Consider the following 18008-nt stretch of genomic DNA (forward strand, 5'->3'; position numbering starts at 1 on the left):
AGGCGGAGGAGGGCGCCATGGCGGAGCCATGGCAACCGACGACAACGCGGCGAGGCGCGGTGCCAGGGCCCGCGAGCCCGGCATGATCCAAACGAAAGACCCTAGCCCCGACGGTCCCCGGGCCGGCCCCCGGGGTCCGGGGTGATTGTCAGTGGGTGCCCCTACGGTGAGGAGCAGTCGAGGACCTGCTGGAACGGCCGCGGGTCCGCCTGGGGGAGGGGTGTGCCATGTCCACGGCGTCCGCGGTGTCGACGACGTACCTGGAGCTGTCGCAGGAGGGCGACGGCGCCCACAAGTTCTACGAGGTCGCCGTCGACGGACAGGTGGTGACGGTGCGGTACGGCAGGATCGGCGCGGCCGGACAGACGCAGACGACGACGTTCCCGACCGCGGAGAAGGCCCGGGCCGCCGCCGCGCGGAAGGTGGGGGAGAAGGTCCGCAAGGGGTACGCCCCGGCGGTCCGGGGGCAGCGCGCGCCCCGCGCGGTGACCCGCCGCCAGGTGAGCTCCGCGCCGTCCACCGCCCGTGCCGTGGCCCCGGTGCTGTGGCGCTTCCGCACCGGCTCCGCCGCGTTCGGCATCCACGTCGACGACGACCGCTGCTGGGTGGGCAACCAGGCCGGTGACGTCTACACGCTGGACCACCAGGGCGCCGTCCTGGCCCGGTTCAGCCTGCCCGACGGGGTCAAGTGCCTGGTCGCGGACGACTTCTGGATCTACGCGGGCTGCGACGACGGCAAGGTCTACGACCTGTCCTCCAAACTCCCCTTCGCCGCCTACGACATCGCCGCCGACGTCGACATCTTCTGGCTGGACATCCACGAGGGCGTCCTGGACGTCTCCGACCGGGACGGCCGGCTCACCGTCATCGACCACGAGGACGAACACCAGTGGTCCCGGCGCAGCCAGGGCGAGCACGCCTGGATGGTCCGCGCCGACGACCGGGCCGTCTACCACGGCCACCACCGGGGCGTCACCGCCTACGCCCCGGACGGTGGCGGCGAGCTGTGGCACACGCCCACGAAGGGCGGTGTGCTCTTCGGCTGGCAGGAACAGGACGCGGTGTACGCGGGCACGGCGCACCGCGTGGTGCAGCGGCTGTCGAAGGACACCGGCGCCATCGAGGCGACGTACGCGTGCGACAGCGCGGTGTACTCCTGCGCCACCTCGCCCGGCGGCCGGTTCGTGTTCGCCGGGGACGCGGCGTCGTCCGTCTACTGCTTCGACCGGGACGGCACTCGCCTGTGGAAGCTCGGCACGGGCAGCGGCTCGGCGCTGTCGATGCAGTACCGCGACGAACGGCTCTACCTGGTCACCACCGACGGTTCGCTGGTGTGCGTCGACGCCAGCGAGGCGGCCGTCTCGGCGGCCCAGCAGGGCACGGTGCCGGTGGTACGGGACGTCAAGCTCGCCGCCGCGACGCCGACGTACGCCCCGGCCACGGAGGCCGCCGCGGTGGCCACGGTCGCCCAGGCACCCGCGGGCGCGGTGGTGGTCGAGTGCGTCCGGGAAAGCGGCCGACTCCGTGTCCACGTGGTCTCCGGCGGCTACGACTCCTCCTGGAACGTCCAGTTCCCGCGCGCGATACGCGAACCCGGCGCACGGTACGTGGTGGACGCCCTGCACCCGGCGGCGGGCGGTTTCTACCGCGTCCGCGGGGACATCCGCCGCCTCCTGTGACGCCGGCTCACGGGGCCGCGCCGCTCGGGAGACGGGGCACCGGTTGCCCGCCGACGCCTCCGGACGTTCCCGGTACCCGGGAGGGGCGGCGGCCCGATGCGCCGTCGCGGTGCGGGCACTGCGGCGGCCCGCGGCCCAAGGGCGCAGCCGTGCGGGACCGGCGCCGGCGCCGACCGCCGGGCCGGCGCCTCGCACCCCGGCTCCTGCGGTCCGTCCGGCGCCCCGCCGAGCGGCGCCCCACGACGACCGGGAGCGGGTGTCACGGGACGATCCTCTGCGCAGGACCGGCGGAGCGGGACGTGCCGAACGATGCCCGGCGGCGGGGCCCGGCGCCATCGGGCACCGGGCGCGCGCGTCCGCCGGGCGCCCGTGTCAGGGGTGTGCCGGCGCCGCCCCGTCCAGGACGTCCCGGGCCGTGGGCAGCGCCTGGACGCGGTCCTGTGGGACCACCCCGATGCGGGTCCGGCGGTCCAGGAGGTCGGACTCGTCCAGCGCGCCCTCGTGCCGCACCGCCCACAGCAGTTCGGCGCGGGTGACGGGATGGCCGGGGAGCACCGGCTCGGCAAGGGCGGGGTCCTGGGCGGCGAGGGCGTGGAGCGCCACGGCCTCGGTGCCGTAGCGGCGGACCAGGCGGCGCGGTGCGGGCAGCGAGCGCAGGCGTTCGGGCGCGGCGGCGCCGATCAGGGGCAGTGCGGCCGTGGGGGAGGGGGCGGCGCGCAGGCCGCGGGCTCCGGCCGCCGCGTCCACGGCGTCCTGCGCCATCCGCCGGTAGGTGGTGAGCTTGCCGCCGACGACCGTGGTGACGCCGTCGGGCGAGGTGAGCACCGCGTGCCGCCGCGAGATGTCGGACGTGCGGGGCGCCCCGTCGCGGGCGTCGTGGGCGGAGGTGTCCAGCAGCGGGCGCAGTCCGGCGAAGGCGCCGACGACCTCGTCCCGGGACACGGGGGTGCCGAGGGCCGAGCCGAGCACGTCCAGGAGGAAGCCGATGTCGGTCTCGGGGACCTCCGGCACGTCAGGGATCGCGCCGTCGACCGGTTCGTCGGTGAGGCCGACGTAGACCCGGCCGTCGCCCTGGGGCAGGACCAGCACGAAGCGGTTGGTCTCCCCGGGGATCGGGATGTGCAGTCCGGCCGGCAGGGCGCCGAGCTGTTCGGAGCGCAGGACGAGGTGGGTGCCGCGGGAGGGCCGTATCCGGATGCCCTCGGTGAGGGCGCCCGCCCACACCCCGGTGGCGTTGATGACGGCGCGGGCCCTGATCTCGCCCTCCTCGCCGGTGAGTTCGTCGCGGATCCGGGCGCCGGTCCCGGTCAGCCGCAGCGCGCGCACCCGGGTCAGCACCCGGGCGCCGTGCGCGGCGGCCGTCCGGGCCAGGGCGGTCACCAGCCGGGCGTCGTCGGTCACCTTGCCGTCCCAGGACAGCAGGCCGCCGCGCAGCCCGGCCGCGCGGACCGAGGGGGCGAGGTGCCGGGCCTCCGTCGCCGAGAGCCGGCGGGGCACGGGCAGCACCTGGCGCGGGGTCCGGGCGGCCAGCCGCAGCACGTCCCCGGCCCGGAGCCCGGCCCACGCCAGCGAGGCCTGGGCCCGGGACACCAGCGGGGTCAGCGGCAGCACGAAAGGCTGGGCCGCCACCAGGTGCGGCGCCGTGCGGGTCATCAGCACCCCGCGCTCGACCGCGCTCTCGTGCGCCACGTCGAACTGCGCGGAGGCCAGATAGCGCAGCCCGCCGTGGATGAGCTTGGAACTCCAGCGGGAGGTGCCGAAGGCCAGGTCGTGGGCGTCCACCGCGACGACGTCCAGTCCGCGGGCCGCCGCGTCCAGCGCGGCACCGGCGCCCGTGGCGCCCAGCCCGACGACCAGGACGTCGGCCGTCCGGCCGTCCGCGGCCTCGGCCAGTTCCCGGCCGCGCCGGTGTGCGCTCAGGGACGAGCCGGGCGCGGCCTCGGTGTGGCTCATGGCGTCAAGGTCCTCTCCAGGAGGGTGCGCAGCTCACCGAGGAGCGCGGCGGAGTCCAGCTCCGGATCGTCCTCGTCGGTCATGGTGCGCAGGGACAGGGCGAAGGACTGCACGGTCAACAGCAGGGCGCGCGCCTGCCGTTCGGTGTGGCCGGGCCGTACGGACCCGTCCGCGTGGCCCTCGCGCAGCGCGTCGGCGAGCAGCGCCAGCAGCGCCTCCTGGCTCGCGCCGCGCCGGTCGAGCACGTAGGGCAGGAGCAGTTCCGGGTCGACGTCGACGATCTTGCGGAAGAGGGGGTGCGCGCGGAACGCCCCGACCCCGGCCACCAGTCCGTCCACGATCCGGGTGCGTGTGGCCGTGCCGGGCGCGGGCTCCGGTATGGCCCGGGTGGCCACGTCGATCCACTCCCGGGTCATCAGATCGCCCACCAGGCTTCGCAGGTCCGGCCAGCGCCGGTACAGCGTCATCCGGGAGACGCCGGCGCGCCGGGCCACGTCGGCGAGCGTGGTGCGCCGTACGCCGACGGCCAGCACACAGTCGCGCACCGCGTCGAGCACGTGATCGTTGTCCGAGCCGCTGCCCGAACCGTTGTGACGAATGGGCGTCATGTGTCACAGTGTAACGCCCCGGCGGCCGGGCGGAGGCGACCGGACCCCGACCAGCACACCCACCTGTGAGGACGACCGTTCAATGGACATGCTGTGGAACGGCTGGGGCGACCCGGCCAAGGCGGCGCCGCTGCCCGACTCGGTGACCGGGCTGCTGCGCGACCTGCTCGGCGTCAGGCCGCGCAGCACGCCCGCGCTCGCCCTGGAGGACATCCGCCTGCCCGCCCCGAGCGTGGGTACCGCCGTCCTCACGGCGCTCGCGGCGGCCGTCGGCGGCGAGGAGCACGTCCGCACGGACACGGAGAGCCGCATCCGGCACACCCGCGGCAAGTCCACCCCGGACCTGCTGCGCATCCGCGCGGGCGACGTCGCCGACGTCCCGCAGGCCGTCGTCCTGCCCGCCGGACACGACGAGGTGCTCGCGGTCCTGCGCGCCTGCGCCACGCACGGCCTGGCCGTCGTACCCTTCGGCGGCGGCACCTCGGTGGTCGGCGGACTCGCCCCGCAGCGCAGCGCGTTCGTCGCCCTGGACCTGCGCCGCATGAACGGCCTGCTCGACCTGGACCCCGTCTCGCGCACCGCCGTCCTCCAGCCCGGCCTGCGCGCCCCCGAGGCCGAGGCCCTGCTCGCCGGGCACGGCTTCACCCTCGGCCACTTCCCGCAGTCCTTCGAATGGGCCACCATCGGCGGCTTCGCGGCGGCCCGTTCCAGCGGACAGGCGTCCGCCGGGTACGGCCGCTTCGACGAAATGGTCCTCGGCCTCACCCTCGCCACCCCCGAGGGGACCATCGAGACCGGCCGTGCCCCCCGCTCCGCCGCCGGACCGGACCTGCGCCAGCTGATCCTCGGCTCCGAGGGCGCCTTCGGCGTCATCACCTCCGTCACCGTACGGATGCGCCCCCTGCCCGAGACGCGGCTGTACGAGGGCTGGCGGTTCGGCTCCTTCGAGGAGGGCGCCACCGCACTGCGCCGGCTCGCCCAGGACGGCCCCCGCCCGACCGTGCTGCGCCTGTCCGACGAGACCGAGACACTCGTCGGCCTGGCCCAGCCGGACGCCATCGGCGCCGACCCGGCGCAGGGCGGCGCGGGATGCCTGGCGATCACCGGATACGAGGGGACGGCCGAGGAGACCGCACACCGCCGCGAACGGGCGGCGGCCGTCCTGACGGACTGCGGGGGCACCCCGGCCGGCACCGGACCCGGCGAACGCTGGGCGCACGGCCGCTACTCCGCGCCCTATCTGCGCGACGCCCTGCTCGACACCGGCGCCTTCGCCGAGACGCTGGAGACCGCGGCCTTCTGGTCCCGCGTCCCCGCCCTCTACACGGCCGTCCGCACGGCGCTCACCGACACCCTCACCCGGGCCGGCACCCCGCCCCTGGTGATGTGTCACATCTCGCACGTGTACGAGAACGGCGCCTCGCTGTACTTCACCGTCGTCAGCGCCCAGGGCGAGGACCCGGTGGCCCACTGGACGCCCGCCAAGCACGCGGCCAGCGAAGCCGTGCTCGCCGCCGGCGGCACCATCTCCCACCACCACGGGATCGGCACCGACCACCGCGACTGGTACGTCCGCGAGGCCGGCCCGCTCGGCGTCTCGGCCCTGCGCGCCGTCAAGCGCCGCCTGGACCCCGAGGGGCTCCTCAACCCCGGCGTGCTGCTGCCCACCGACTGACCCCACCCGATCCGACCGCCTGCCTCGAAAGGCCCACCGATGCGCCAGTTCACCGCCGTCGTCAACCCCACCGCGGGCGGCTCCACCGGGGCGGCGACCCTGCTCCGGCTGGCCCGGCTGCTCCGCGAGGGCGGGGCCGAACTGGAGACGGAGTACAGCCACAGCCTCGCCCACGCCCAGGACGTCGCCCGCGCGGCCGGTGCGCGCGGCCGCGTCGTCCTGGCCGTGGGCGGCGACGGCATGGCGGGCGGCATCGGCGGCGCGCTCAGCGGTACCGGAACCGTCCTGGGCCTCGTACCGGCCGGACGCGGCAACGACTTCGCCCGCGCGCTCGGCCTGCCCGCCGACCCGGCCGCGCTCGCCGGCATCCTGCTGCACGCCGAGCCCCGTCCCGTCGACACGATCGAGGTGGAGTCGGCCGTGCACCCGCGCACGGTGGTCCTGGGCAGCGTGTACGCCGGCGTCGACGCGCTGGCCAACCGGCACGCCAACAACGCCCGGCTGCTGCGCGGCGCCGCCTCCTACTACGCGGGCGGCCTGCGTGCCGTCACCACCTGGCGGGCGGCCGACTACCGCGTCACCGTCGACGGAGCGGAACACACCCACCGCGGCTACACCGTCGTCGCGGCCAACTCCCCTTATTACGGCTCCGGCCGGCTCATCGCGCCCGGCGCGCGCGTCGACGACGGCCTGCTGGACCTCGTGCTGATCCGCGAGGCCCCGCGCCGGCTGTTCTTCGCCCTGATGAACGAGCTGAAGACCGGCGCCCACGTCCGCCGCCCCGAAGTGAGCGTCCTGCGCGGCAGAGAACTGCGCATCGAGGCGGGCCGGTCCGTCCCCTACGGCGCCGACGGCGAGGTGGGGGCCACCCTGCCGGTCACGCTGCGGGTACGCCCCGGGGACCTGCCGGTGCTGTACTGACGCCCACGGCACCGACGGCGCATCACCCGCGCGCCCGTGGGTAGGCAAGGAGTGCCTGGGGAGGGGAGCCATATGTCGCTGGAGCAGGCCGAGGGTGTGGTGCGGGCGGTCGTCGTGTACGACGGGCGGCTGCTGCTGGTGCCGGAGGGAGACGGCTGGGCCCTGCCCTCGGGGACCCCGGAACCGGCCGAGAGCGCCCAGGCCACGGCGGCCCGGGCCGTCTACGAGCTGACGGGTTACCTGGTCGACGGCACCGAGCCGCTGGAGCCGCCGGACGCGGCCGGGGAGACGGCCGTGGTCTGCCAGCTGCTGAGCGAGTCACCGTCGGACGGGGGCCGCTTCGCACCGGAGCAGGTGCGCTGGGCACCGATGGAGGAGACAGCCGGCACGCCGCTGCCGGCGAGCGTGCGCACGTACCTGCGGGGGCACACCCCCGTGTGAACCCCCCGGTCAGCAGGAGAGCCGCGGGCCGTGGCACGGGGTGTGCCGTCGGCCCCGCGTGCGTACGGCGGGCCGGATCCCACGCCGGTCCCCTCCGGTTGCGGGGCCGTCCCCACGGGGGTTCAGTGAGTAGGGGCCGTCCGGGGGCCTCGATACCGCTGCTGCTCGCCTGCCGTACCAGGAGCTGTCATGTCGATGTCGTTCGGTGCGCCGTTCGGTTCCTCGGATGCGTTCAATGAACTGCTGAATCGTTTCTTCGGAATGTCGCCGACGTCATCGCCCCCCGCCGTGCAGCGCGTGCCCATCGGACGGCTGCTGACGGATTCGTCCCGGCAACTGCTGAACCTGGCCGCGCAGCGGGCCGCCGACGACGGCACCTCCGACCTGGACACCGAACACCTGCTCTGGGCGGCCACCCAGGTCGACCCCTCACGCCAACTCCTCTCCCGGCTGGGCGTGGACCCCGACACGATCGCCGCCGAGCTGGCCCGGGTCCTCCCGCGCGAGTCCGCCGAACCCTCCGCACAGCCGGGCCTCACCCCGGCGGCCAAACGCACCCTCGGTGCCGCCTACGCCCGGTCCCAGGCGGCCGGCGTCTCCTACATCGGTCCCGAGCACATCCTCGGCGCCCTGCTCGGCGACAGCGACACGGGTGCGGCCCGGATGCTGCGTGCCGAAGGCCTGGACACCGAACGCGTCGCGGGCCTGACCGAACAGCCGGCGGCGCGCGCCGAAGGGGCCCCCGCCGAACGGAAGACACCGGCCACGACCCTGGACGAGTACGGCCGAGACCTGACGGAGGAGGCCAGGGCCGGCAAGCTGGACCCGGTGGTCGGCCGCGGCGAGGAGATCGAGCAGACCGTCGAGATCCTCTCCCGCCGCTCCAAGAACAACCCGGTGCTCATCGGCGAACCCGGAGTCGGCAAGACCGCCATCGTGGAGGGACTCGCCCAGCGCATCGTGGCGGGCGAGGTCCCCGACGTCCTGAAGGACAAGCGCGTCGTCTCGCTGGACCTGTCGGGCATGGTGGCGGGCGCGCAGTACCGCGGACAGTTCGAGGAACGCCTCAAGAAGGTCATCGAGGACGTCCAGGCGGCGAGCGGCGACATCATCCTCTTCATCGACGAACTGCACACGGTCGTCGGTGCCGGCGCCACCGGCGAGGGCTCCATGGACGCCGGCAACATGCTCAAACCCGCGCTCGCGCGCGGTGAACTCCACGTCGTGGGCGCGACGACCATCGACGAGTACCGCAAGTACGTCGAGAAGGACGCCGCCCTGGAACGCCGGTTCCAGCCCGTGATGGTGCCCGAGCCCACCGTCGAGGAGACGGTGCAGATCCTCGAAGGGCTCCGCGACTCCTACGAGGCGCACCATCAGGTCCGCTTCGACGACGAGGCCCTGGTGGCCGCGGCCGAACTGTCCGACCGGTACATCAGCGACCGCTTCCTGCCGGACAAGGCCATCGACGTCATGGACCAGGCCGGTGCCCGGGTGCGGCTGCGCAGCGCCGGACGCTCCACCGAGATCGTCAGCCGCGAGGACCGCATCGCCAGGCTGCGCCGTGAACTCGAACAGGCCATCTCCGCCGAGGACTTCGAGAAGGCGTCGGAGCTGAAGCGGGAGATCGCCGAGGCGGAGGCGGAACTCGCCGGCATCGAGGAGCGCCGCGAGGGCGTCGTCTCCGTCACGGCCTCCGACATCGCCGACGTCGTCTCCCGCCGCACCGGCATCCCGGTCTCCCAGCTCACCGCCGGCGAGAAGGAGAAACTGCTCCGGCTCGAAGCGGACATGCACGCGCGGATCGTCGGCCAGGACGAGGCGGTCACCGCCGTCTCGCAGGCCGTGCGCCGCAACCGCGCCGGCATGGGCGACCCCCGCCGTCCCGTCGGCTCCTTCCTCTTCCTCGGCCCGACCGGTGTCGGCAAGACCGAACTCGCCAAGACCCTCGCCGCCCTGCTGTTCGGCGAGGAGGACCGGATGATCCGGTTCGACATGAGCGAGTTCCAGGAGAAGCACACCGTCGCCCGGCTGGTCGGCGCCCCTCCCGGATACGTCGGCTACGAGGAGGCGGGCCAGCTCACCGAGAAGGTCCGCCGCCAGCCCTACAGCGTGGTCCTCTTCGACGAGGTGGAGAAGGCCCACCCCGACGTCTTCAACACGCTGTTGCAGATCCTGGACGACGGACGGCTGACCGACGCCCAGGGCCGCACCGTCGACTTCCGGCACTGCGTCGTCATCATGACGTCCAACATCGGCGCGCGCCGCATCCTGGACCACAAGGGCGATGTCTCCGCACTCAAGGACGAGTTGATGGAGGATCTGCGCACGCGGTTCCTGCCGGAGTTCCTCAACCGGATCGACGACATCATCGTCTTCCACGCCCTGAGCGAGGACGACCTCGGACAGATCGTGGACCACCTGCTGGACCAGAGCAGGCGCAAGGTGCGCGCTCAGGGCCTGGACCTGGAGGTCACGGAAGCGGCCAAGAAGCTGCTCATCGCCCACGGCCACCAGCCCGAGTTCGGCGCCCGCCCGCTGCGCCGCACGATCCAGGCGGAACTCGACAACCGCATCGCCACCCTGCTGCTCGGCGGCGAGGCCGATCCCGGCGACACGATCGTCGCCGAGGTCCGCGACGACTCGCTGCACTGCACGGTACGCAAGAGCGGCTCCGGCGAACCGCCGTCCCGGGAAGGCTGAGGGAAGGAGTCCTCGGCCGCGCCGCTCAGCCTCCCAGCGCGTCCCGCACGCTGGGGTAGCAGGCGAGGAGGGGGGTGAGGCCGACGATCTCCAGGGTGCGCAGGACGGGCCGCCGTACCCCCGCCAGACGCAGCCAGCCCCCCGGGGCGTGGGCCTGATGGGCGGCTATGAGGACGTTGATGCCGCTGGAGTCCATGAACGGCACACCGCTGAGGTCCGCGACGGTGCGCGCGCCGTCGGGGTCCGCGGGGGCGAGGGCCCGGCGCAGGGCGCCGGAGGTGTGGTGGTCGACCTCGCCGGTCACCGCGACGACGGTGACACCGTCCACGTCGGTCCGCGTGACCGACAGCGGCTCCGGCCCCGCCTGCTCGTTCGTGTCTGCCGTGTCTGCCACGCGTCCCTCGTCCACGCTCACCCGATCCTTGCCCAGAGCTTCCCTTCCCGTCAGGCTGCCCAGGATCGCCCGGAGGATGCAGGAAGGCCCCTGCGCACACCGGGTGACCGCCGGGGGAACAGAGTTGCCGCTCCCCGCCGTCTTGTCCCGCACGGCCCGGCCCACTTCAATGCTCTCCACCCCCGCAGGAGAACACCTGTCCCACACCACCAGTGAAGGGGTTCTTCTTGAGAGCCGTACGTGTCACCGCCGTCACCGCCTGCGCCTGCGCCACCGTGCTCGCAGCCGCGCTGCCCTCCTCCGCGATCAACTCGTACAACGCCACGCCCGCGCCCGAGCGCACCGAGGTCGGAGCCCTCGTCGCCGCCTGGGACGACGACGGCGACCCGGCCACCCCGGACCGCGTCGACTGGGTGTGCTCCGGCACGATGGTCGACGCCGGCACCTTCCTGACCGCCGCCCACTGCACCAGCGACTGGCCGGCCGGCGTCCGCTTCTTCGTCTCGCTCGACCAGGACGTCCAGGCCGGACTCGACGCCGCCGCGAAGAAGTACCCGGGAGACCCGGCCGCCCAGGCGAACGCCGTCGCCGTCCAGGGCACCGCGCACACCCACCCCGACTACCCGGGCCCCGCCTCCGACCCGCACGACATCGCGGTCGTCGAACTGCCCGCCGCGAAGGTCGCCGCCCGCTGGTCCTTCACCCCGGCCACCCTGCCGACCGCGAACCAGCTCGGCGCCCTCGGCCCGCAGCAGCTGAACTCCACCGACTGGTTCGTCGCCGGGTACGGCACACAGGAGGCCGCCGGCGGACCGGGCGGCCAGACCCACCCCGGCGGCGGCGTCCGCATGAAGGCCCCGGTCACCTTCAACGCCCTGAACGACTCCTGGGCCCGGCTGGGCATGACGGCCCCGCAGGGCAACGGCGGTGCCTGCTACGGCGACTCCGGCGGGCCCAACTTCGCCGTCATCGGCGGCAGGAGCGTCCTCGCCGCCACGACCATCACCGGCGACACGCCCTGCTACGCCACGAACGTCGCCTACCGCCTGGACACGCCCGGCGCCCGCGCCTTCCTGGCACCGTTCGTGAAACTGCCGTAACCCCACGAGCCGGGGGGCACCGGTCCCTGCGCGGAGGGGCCGGTGCCCGCCCGTGCCTCCCGCGCGAGGGCCGCGGGGACTCCGCGCCGCGCGGCCCGGGAGAGCGTCGGGCCGGTGGCGGACATAGGCTGATCTGGCCGGGTATGCCACAGAGGACGGCCGAGCCCTGAGCCTTTCCCGATGCGACGGCCCGACCCGGCCGACGGGAAGGAAGAACCGGGATGGATCAGGAGAGGACCAACCAGTTCCTGGACCGCTTCGTCACCGACCTCGCGTCCACCGAGGCCGCCGGCAGCATCGCGCTGGGGCACCGGCTCGGCCTGTACCGGGCACTCGCCGAGGGGCCGGCGACGCCCGAGGAGTTCGCCGCACGCACGCGGTGCCATCCGCGTTACCTCACCGAGTGGCTGCGCGGCCAGGCCGCCGGCGGATACGCCGAGTACGACCCGGCGACCGGCCGGTTCTCGCTGGGCGAGGAGCAGGCGTTCTGCCTGGCCGACCCGGACGGTCCCAATGTCGCCGCCGCCTTCCGCTTCGCGCTCGGCATGCTGCGCGCCGAGCCCCGCATCGCCGAGGCGTTCCGCACCGGCGAGGGCGTTGGCTGGCATGAGCACGATGATGAGGTGTTCTACGGGGTCGACGCCTTCTTCCGCGCCGGTTACGAGGCCGAGCTGGTCCCGAACTGGATCCCGGCGCTGGACGGGGTCGACGCGAAGCTGAGCGCCGGGGCCCGGGTCGCCGACGTGGGGTGCGGTCTCGGCTCGTCGTCGATCCTGCTGGCCGAGGCGTATCCGCGCACGCGGGTCGTCGGGTCCGACTACCACGGGGAGTCGATCGCGCTGGCGCGCGAGAGGGCCGCCGAGGCCGGGGTCGCCGGGCGCGTCACCTTCCAGGTGGCCACCGCGCAGACCTTCGAAGGGGCGGACTACGACCTGGTGGCGATGTTCGACTGCCTGCACGACATGGGCGACCCGTTGGGGGCCGCCCGACGGGCGCGCGAGGCGCTCGCCGCGGACGGCACGTGGCTGCTCGTGGAACCGCTCGCGTCCGACCGGGTCGAGGAGAACTTCCATCCGGTGGGCCGGCTGTACTACAGCGCCTCCGCGTTCCTGTGCGTGCCCAACGCCCTGTCCCAGCAGGGCGGTTATGCCCTGGGCGCGCAGGCCGGCGAGACGGCCGTCCGCGAGATGGTCACGGAGGCGGGCTTCACCCGGTTCCGCCGCGCCGCGCAGACCCCCTTCAACGCGGTCTACGAGATCCGGCCGTAGACAGCGGGGCGAAGACCCGGCCGGCCCCGGCCCCGCCCGCGGAGCTACCGGCGGCGCCCGCCGCACCCGTTGTGGTGCCGGCCGCGTACGGGCCGCCCGCCGCACCGGCCCGGCTGTGTCCGACCCGGTCGCCGGCCAGGGGAGCGATGTCACGCGCGCCGCGCCGGCCGCGTGGGCGGCGCCCTGCCTGCCGCCAGCTCGGGCCCGCCGTGGTGCTCGTTGCCCCCCCGTGGTGCCGCCGCGCCCGCCGCCCCCGTCGTGGTGCTCCCGGTGCCCGCCGCGTACGGGCCGCCCCCTGCACCGGCCTGGCTGCGTCCGATGTGGCCCCGGTCACGGGCCAGGGAGCGATGTCACGCGCGCCGCGCCGGCCGCGTGGGCGGCGCCCTGCCTGCCGTCAGCTCGGGCCCGCCGTGGTGCTCGCGATCCCCGTCGTGGTGCCGCCGCGCCCGCCGTGGTGCTCGCAGCGCACGCCGTGGTGCCGCCGCGCCCGCCACCGCATTCGAACCGCCCGCCGCACCGGCCCGGCTGCGTCCGGCGCGGGCCCGGTCGGCGGCCGGGAGGGACGCACGCGCGCCGCGCCGGCCGTGTGGGCGGCGCTCTGCCCGCCCTCAGGCGGCACCTGGCGCAGTCGAAGCCCGCCGGACCGGTCCGCTCCCGCCGCGGCAGCCGACGGCAGATCCACCGCATCGACGACCCGGACGCCATGACCTGGTCCATGCCGTGGCGGCCGGGCCGACCGCGCGCTCCTCGGCCGCCCCGTCCCGGCGCAGGATTCACGCCGGACGCTTACCAAGGGCACGTACACTCCGCCTGCCGTGCCGCTCCGGACGCGGGCGGCCTCGCGATGAGATGGCCTCGCCTGTGCATCGGCTGTGGATCCGCGCTGTTCCGGCAACGTGTTTGCTAGATTGCGCAACCACGCAACCGATGTGCCGCAGGCCCGACCGTTCAGGGAAGTGGAAGATGAGCGACCCGTGGGACGGGCCGGCCGGCCAGGGCACGCGCAGCCGTGGCGCGCGGGTGCCCCGGCAGCGCGGGGCGGAGCCGGACGGCGCGCACCCGCCGGGCGGCCGGGCCGCGGCCCGCGCGGCCTCGCGGGCGCGCGGCGGCAGGCGGTCCCGCCGGGCCAGGCCGGTGCGGCGCGGCAGGCGGGTGCTGAAGATCCTCGGAATCGGCCTGTCCGTCCTGATCGTGGTCACCGCCGGCGCGGGCTGGTGGTTCTACGAGCACCTGAACGGCAACATCCACAGCGTCTCCCTGGACGGCAAGGGCGGCACGGAGAAGGCCGACGCCTTCGGCCGCACCCCCATCAACATCCTGGTCATGGGCTCCGACGGCCGGACCAGCGCCACGGACTGCAAGCTCGGCGGCGGCTGCTCGAAGACCGGCGTGCAGACCGGCAGCAACGCCGACGTGGAGATGGTGCTGCACATATCCGCCGACCGCTCGAACGCCACCGTCATGAGCATCCCCCGCGACACCATGACCAAGGTCCCGGCCTGCCGGGACAGTGAGTCGGGGCAGTCCACGAACGGCTACTACGGCCAGATCAACAGCGCGCTGCAGTACGGGCCCGCCTGTCAGGTGGCCACCGTCCACCAGCTCACCGGCATACCCATCGACCACTTCGTCAAGCTCGACTTCTCCGGCGTCGTGAAGATGTCCGACGCGGTCGGCGGCGTCTCCGTGTGCGTCAGCGACGACGTCTACGACACCTACTCCCACCTGAAGCTGTCCAAGGGCACCCACACCCTCAAGGGCGTCGCGGCCCTGGAGTTCGTCCGCTCCCGCCACGGCTTCGGCGACGGCAGCGACCTCGGCCGCACGGTCTCGCAGCACATCTTCCTCAGCGCGATGATCCGCAAGTTCAAGAGCGCGGGCACGCTCACCGACCCCACCGCGGTCTACCACCTCGCCGACGCCGCCACCAAGGCGCTGACCGTGGACGACGGGCTCGGCACGGTCAACAGACTGATCTCGCTCGCCGGCGACGTGAACAAGGTGCCCACCAAGCGGATCACCTTCACCACCATGCAGACGGCCCCCGATCCCGGCGACAGCGACCGGGTGGTGGTGGGCCCGGGCGCGAAGAGCCTGTTCGCCACCATCGCCAACGACCAGGCCCTGACCACCGGCTCCGGCAAGAAGTCCGCGGCGGCCTCCGCGACCGCCAAGGCGAAGGCCACCGCCCCCGCCGTGCCCGCGGCCGGGATCGCGGTGACGGTCGAGAACGGCACCGGTATCACCGGCCGCGCCTCCGCCCTCGCGACCGCCCTCACCGGCCAGGGCTTCAGCCCCGCCACGACGACGGCCAACGCCCCCAGCCCCGCCGGCAGCACCACCCTCACCTACGGCACCGGCGAGAAGGCCGCGGCCCAGACGGTCGCCAAGGCGCTCGGCCTGCCCGCGTCCCACCTGGTGCAGGGCGCCGGCAGCGGCCTGACCCTGGTGATCGGCGGCGACTGGCCGAGCGGCACCAGCTACCCGGGCGGCTCCTCCTCGCCGCCGCCCGCCGACACCAAGGCCGCCGTCGGGGGCGCCCACGCCTCCACCGCCGACCAGGCCAAGACCTGCGCCAAGGTGAGCCCCTACCGGACGGTCACGTACGGCGGCGTCTCCATGACACCGTCCCAGGCCTACGCCGCGGCGCGGAACAAGCCCGACTCCGACGCCTGAGCGGTCGCGGGGACCGGCCGTGAGGCCGCCGGGTCAGAGCTTGCGCCAGCGCGCGTTGCACCAGGAGAAGACGCCGAACGCGGCCAGGCCGAGCGCGACCAGCGCGAGCAGCCAGGGCCCGGCCGGCAGGTCGCGGAACGCGCGCAGGGTGTCGTCCATGCCCTTGGCCTTCCCCGGCTGGTGCCGGACGGCCGCGACGAGCGCGAACACACCGGCCGCGGCGAAGACCACACCACGGGCCGTGCCGCCCGTCACCCCGAGGCCCTCCACCACCGGCCGGACCCGGGCCGGCATGGCGTCGGTCCGCAGCTTGTCCCGGAACTTCCGCTGCACGGCCCGCACCGCGATCCACCCGCCGGCGATCACCACGGCGGCCCCCGCGAGACCGAGGAGCCACTGGCCGCCGGGCCACTCCAGCACCCGTGCGGTGACGTCGTCGGTGTGCCGGTCGGAGGAACCGCTGCCGCTGCCCCGTTCCCCGGCCGCGTAGGAGAGCACCGAGTAGGACACGAAGCAGTAGAAGACGCAGCGGAACAGCGCCGCCGCCCGCCGGGAGAGCTTGGACCCGTCGGGGCCGTAGCCGCCGAACGCGGCCTCGGACAGCCGCCACAGCGCCATCCCGGCGAGGGCGACGCCCACGATCCACAGCATCACCGAGCCGAACGGCTTTCCGGCCAGCTCGCCGAGGGCACCGCCGCGGTCGGCCTGGTGCCCGTCGCCGTCACCGCCGAAGGCGATCTGCACCGCGATGACGCCCACGAGCACATAGATCAGCCCACGCGCGGCGAAGCCCGCCCTGGCCGCCGCCTCCACAGCCGAGCTGTCCGCAACCCGCCGCGCCCGGGACCGACCCCGCACCGTCCATGTGTGTGCATCCATACAGCGCCGGATGCCCCCGGGCACGGCTCCGACACCTGCCCCGCCGCGGGCCCGTCCGCTGCGAGCCGGGCGGCCCGTTGAGCACCGGGGCGGGCGGTTTCCGTACCTCCCTGTGGAGAACGGTCACCGGGTGCGAGGATGGGGGGTCATGACGGCAGGGTGGGGTGTGCGCACGGTGCGTACGGCCGTGTTCGCGGCCGTCTGCGTCGTACTCGCCGCCCTCGGGCACGTCCTGATGTCCGGCCGTGACGTGCCCGCGTGGGCACTGGCCGCCGGCCTCGCCGGCACGGGTGGCGCGGGCTGGTGCCTGACCGGCCGTGAGCGGGGCCCGGCGCTGGTCGTCCCGCTCGTCGTCGCCGCCCAGGCGGCCCTGCACTCGGCGTTCTCCCTCGCCCGGACCGCTTCCCCGGGCACCCCGCCCCCGCCGGCCCCCGTGTCCCCGGGCATGGGCGCCATGCCGACGGACGCCATGGACATGGCGCACATGGCGCACATGGCGCACCCCACGGACGGAACCGGCTGGTCGGCGTCCGGGATGCTCGCCGCGCACCTGCTCGCGGCGCTCCTCACCGGACTGTGGCTGGCGTACGGCGAGCGGGCCGCCTTCCGCATCCTGCGGGCGGTGGCCGGCCGGCTGGCCGCGCCGCTGCGCCTGCTGCTGGCCCTGCCCGCCGCCGGCCACCCCGGCCCCCGCCTGCGCCGGCCCCGCTCGGACCGGGCGCCCAGCCTCGAACTGCTCATCCACGCGATCACCTCGCGCGGGCCGCCCACGGGAACCGCTGTCGTCTGAGGACAGCCGGTACACCGGGGCCGCCCCCGCGCGCCCCGGTCCACGGCCCTGCGCCCGCGCACGCGCCGGCGGCGCGCAGCCGCTCACGCCCGTCGCCGGGTGCGGTCGCACCCCGGCACGCCCGTGCCGGCGTGCCGTCGCCCACGACCCGTGCGCGCCCCGTAGGGCCGTCTCCTCCCACACCGGACCGGCCGCGCCAGGCGTGTCCCGGTCCGGTCACGGCCGACCCGAGAAGGACACCAGGTGATCACTCCTGTCCTGCCCACAGCACGGACCGCGTACGGCCGGACGTCAGCCGCCGACGAGTCGGCGACCGCGTGGGCGCTGGCCGCCCGGCACGGTGACGCCGACGCGGTCGAGCGCTTCGTCCGTGCCCTGCACCGCGACGTCCAGCGGTACGTCGCCCACCTCTGCGCCGATCCGCAGGCCGTCGAGGACCTCGCCCAGGACACGTTCCTGCGCGCCCTCGGCAGCCTGCACCGCTTCGAGGGCCGCTCCTCGGCGCGGACCTGGCTGCTGTCCATCGCCCGCCGGGCGGTGACCGACAGCCACCGCCATGCCGCCGCGCGGCCCCGGCTGTCCGACGCGGCCGACTGGCAACGCGCGGTCGAGTCGGCCCAGCCGCGCGGCCTGCCCGGATTCGACGACGGCATCGCGCTGCTGGACCTGCTCGCCGGGCTGCCGGCCGAGCGCCGGGAGGCGTTCGTCCTCACTCAGCTGCTCGGCCTGCCCTACGCCGAGGCTGCCGAGGCCGGCGACTGCCCCGTCGGCACGGTCCGCTCCCGCGTGGCCCGCGCCAGGGCGGCCCTGATCGGTCTGCTGGAAGCGGCGGAACAGCCCGCCGGCCCGCCGGCCGTCTGACCGCTCGGCCAGGGTGGGGCCGGCGCGCCACCGGTCCCACCGGGGCACCGGGGCGAGGAC

Annotated in this window: 14 protein-coding genes; 10 read left to right on the top strand and 4 right to left on the bottom strand. The window is 74.7% G+C overall.

The features are described from left to right. Nucleotides 1-227 precede the first annotated feature (227 nt). The gene (locus AB0946_RS39285) at nt 228-1679 is read left to right on the top strand and encodes a WGR domain-containing protein (protein ID WP_366765523.1); all 1452 of its coding nucleotides are present in this window, start codon (nt 228-230) and stop codon (nt 1677-1679) included. Nucleotides 1680-2051: 372 nt separating this feature from the next. On the opposite strand, the gene AB0946_RS39290 is transcribed toward AB0946_RS39285, so the two are convergent. Together AB0946_RS39290 and AB0946_RS39295 are read right to left on the bottom strand one after the other, a co-directional pair. Next, on the bottom strand, nt 2052-3632 hold the full coding sequence (locus AB0946_RS39290; RefSeq protein WP_366765524.1) for a glycerol-3-phosphate dehydrogenase/oxidase: 1581 nt from the start codon (nt 3630-3632) through the stop codon (nt 2052-2054). Continuing rightward, the gene (locus AB0946_RS39295) at nt 3629-4240 is read right to left on the bottom strand and encodes a TetR/AcrR family transcriptional regulator (RefSeq protein ID WP_366765525.1); all 612 of its coding nucleotides are present in this window, start codon (nt 4238-4240) and stop codon (nt 3629-3631) included. The genes AB0946_RS39290 and AB0946_RS39295 overlap by 4 nt, the downstream gene beginning before the upstream one ends. Before the next feature lie 82 nt (nt 4241-4322). Here AB0946_RS39295 and AB0946_RS39300 point away from each other — a divergent pair, with 82 nt between their 5' ends. The 4 genes from AB0946_RS39300 to AB0946_RS39315 all read left to right on the top strand — a co-directional run bounded on the left by AB0946_RS39300 (nt 4323) and on the right by AB0946_RS39315 (nt 9980). After that, complete coding sequence (locus AB0946_RS39300; protein WP_366765526.1) at nt 4323-5915, top strand: FAD-binding oxidoreductase; 1593 nt, start codon at nt 4323-4325, stop codon at nt 5913-5915. Between the two features lie 39 nt (nt 5916-5954). Further along, nucleotides 5955-6836 (top strand): diacylglycerol kinase family protein, encoded by an 882-nt coding sequence (locus AB0946_RS39305; protein ID WP_366765527.1) that lies wholly within the window; start codon nt 5955-5957, stop codon nt 6834-6836. Between the two features lie 72 nt (nt 6837-6908). Beyond that, nucleotides 6909-7277 carry an NUDIX domain-containing protein gene (locus tag AB0946_RS39310; protein WP_366765529.1) on the top strand — a complete coding sequence of 123 codons (369 nt, stop codon included), beginning with the start codon at nt 6909-6911 and terminating at the stop codon, nt 7275-7277. Nucleotides 7278-7466: 189 nt separating this feature from the next. After that, nucleotides 7467-9980, top strand: coding sequence for an ATP-dependent Clp protease ATP-binding subunit (locus AB0946_RS39315; protein ID WP_366765530.1), 2514 nt, complete (start codon nt 7467-7469; stop codon nt 9978-9980). 25 nt (nt 9981-10005) lie between these two features. On the opposite strand, the gene AB0946_RS39320 is transcribed toward AB0946_RS39315, so the two are convergent. Continuing rightward, nucleotides 10006-10410: an STAS domain-containing protein gene (locus AB0946_RS39320; RefSeq protein ID WP_366765565.1), complete on the bottom strand. Its 405-nt coding sequence runs from the start codon at nt 10408-10410 to the stop codon at nt 10006-10008. Between the two features lie 191 nt (nt 10411-10601). Here AB0946_RS39320 and AB0946_RS39325 point away from each other — a divergent pair, with 191 nt between their 5' ends. The 3 genes from AB0946_RS39325 (at nt 10602) to AB0946_RS39335 (ending at nt 15418) form a co-directional block, all read left to right on the top strand. Continuing rightward, nucleotides 10602-11474 carry a trypsin-like serine protease gene (locus AB0946_RS39325; protein ID WP_366765531.1) on the top strand — a complete coding sequence of 291 codons (873 nt, stop codon included), beginning with the start codon at nt 10602-10604 and terminating at the stop codon, nt 11472-11474. Nucleotides 11475-11695: 221 nt separating this feature from the next. Further along, nucleotides 11696-12742 carry a class I SAM-dependent methyltransferase gene (locus AB0946_RS39330; RefSeq protein WP_366765532.1) on the top strand — a complete coding sequence of 349 codons (1047 nt, stop codon included), beginning with the start codon at nt 11696-11698 and terminating at the stop codon, nt 12740-12742. A gap of 963 nt (nt 12743-13705) precedes the next feature. After that, a complete protein-coding gene (locus AB0946_RS39335) occupies nt 13706-15418 on the top strand; it encodes an LCP family protein (protein WP_366765533.1) in 1713 nt (570 codons plus the stop codon). Nucleotides 15419-15451: 33 nt separating this feature from the next. Here AB0946_RS39335 and AB0946_RS39340 read toward each other — a convergent pair whose 3' ends face one another. Then, complete coding sequence (locus AB0946_RS39340) at nt 15452-16231, bottom strand: DUF1206 domain-containing protein (protein ID WP_366765534.1); 780 nt, start codon at nt 16229-16231, stop codon at nt 15452-15454. A 214-nt stretch (nt 16232-16445) separates the two neighbouring features. Here AB0946_RS39340 and AB0946_RS39345 point away from each other — a divergent pair, with 214 nt between their 5' ends. Beyond that, a complete protein-coding gene (locus AB0946_RS39345; protein WP_366765535.1) occupies nt 16446-17087 on the top strand; it encodes a hypothetical protein in 642 nt (213 codons plus the stop codon). Nucleotides 17088-17330: 243 nt separating this feature from the next. Beyond that, nucleotides 17331-17948 carry a sigma-70 family RNA polymerase sigma factor gene (locus AB0946_RS39350; RefSeq protein WP_366765536.1) on the top strand — a complete coding sequence of 206 codons (618 nt, stop codon included), beginning with the start codon at nt 17331-17333 and terminating at the stop codon, nt 17946-17948. Nucleotides 17949-18008 lie beyond the last annotated feature (60 nt).

It is taken from the genome of Streptomyces sp. NPDC046870 (assembly GCF_040704595.1).
Lineage (GTDB): Bacteria > Actinomycetota > Actinomycetes > Streptomycetales > Streptomycetaceae > Streptomyces > Streptomyces argyrophylli.

Excerpts from the sequence above, each read along its gene's own strand:
- AB0946_RS39295 (WP_366765525.1), bottom strand. The coding sequence starts at position 4,240 with ATGACGCCCATTCGTCACAACGGTTCGGGCAGCGGCTCGGACAACGAT.
- AB0946_RS39305 (WP_366765527.1), top strand. The coding sequence starts at position 5,955 with ATGCGCCAGTTCACCGCCGTCGTCAACCCCACCGCGGGCGGCTCCACC.
- AB0946_RS39315 (WP_366765530.1), top strand. The coding sequence starts at position 7,467 with ATGTCGATGTCGTTCGGTGCGCCGTTCGGTTCCTCGGATGCGTTCAAT.
- AB0946_RS39285 (WP_366765523.1), top strand. The coding sequence starts at position 228 with ATGTCCACGGCGTCCGCGGTGTCGACGACGTACCTGGAGCTGTCGCAG.
- AB0946_RS39290 (WP_366765524.1), bottom strand. The coding sequence starts at position 3,632 with ATGAGCCACACCGAGGCCGCGCCCGGCTCGTCCCTGAGCGCACACCGG.
- AB0946_RS39310 (WP_366765529.1), top strand. The coding sequence starts at position 6,909 with ATGTCGCTGGAGCAGGCCGAGGGTGTGGTGCGGGCGGTCGTCGTGTAC.
- AB0946_RS39335 (WP_366765533.1), top strand. The coding sequence starts at position 13,706 with ATGAGCGACCCGTGGGACGGGCCGGCCGGCCAGGGCACGCGCAGCCGT.
- AB0946_RS39300 (WP_366765526.1), top strand. The coding sequence starts at position 4,323 with ATGGACATGCTGTGGAACGGCTGGGGCGACCCGGCCAAGGCGGCGCCG.
- AB0946_RS39345 (WP_366765535.1), top strand. The coding sequence starts at position 16,446 with ATGACGGCAGGGTGGGGTGTGCGCACGGTGCGTACGGCCGTGTTCGCG.
- AB0946_RS39330 (WP_366765532.1), top strand. The coding sequence starts at position 11,696 with ATGGATCAGGAGAGGACCAACCAGTTCCTGGACCGCTTCGTCACCGAC.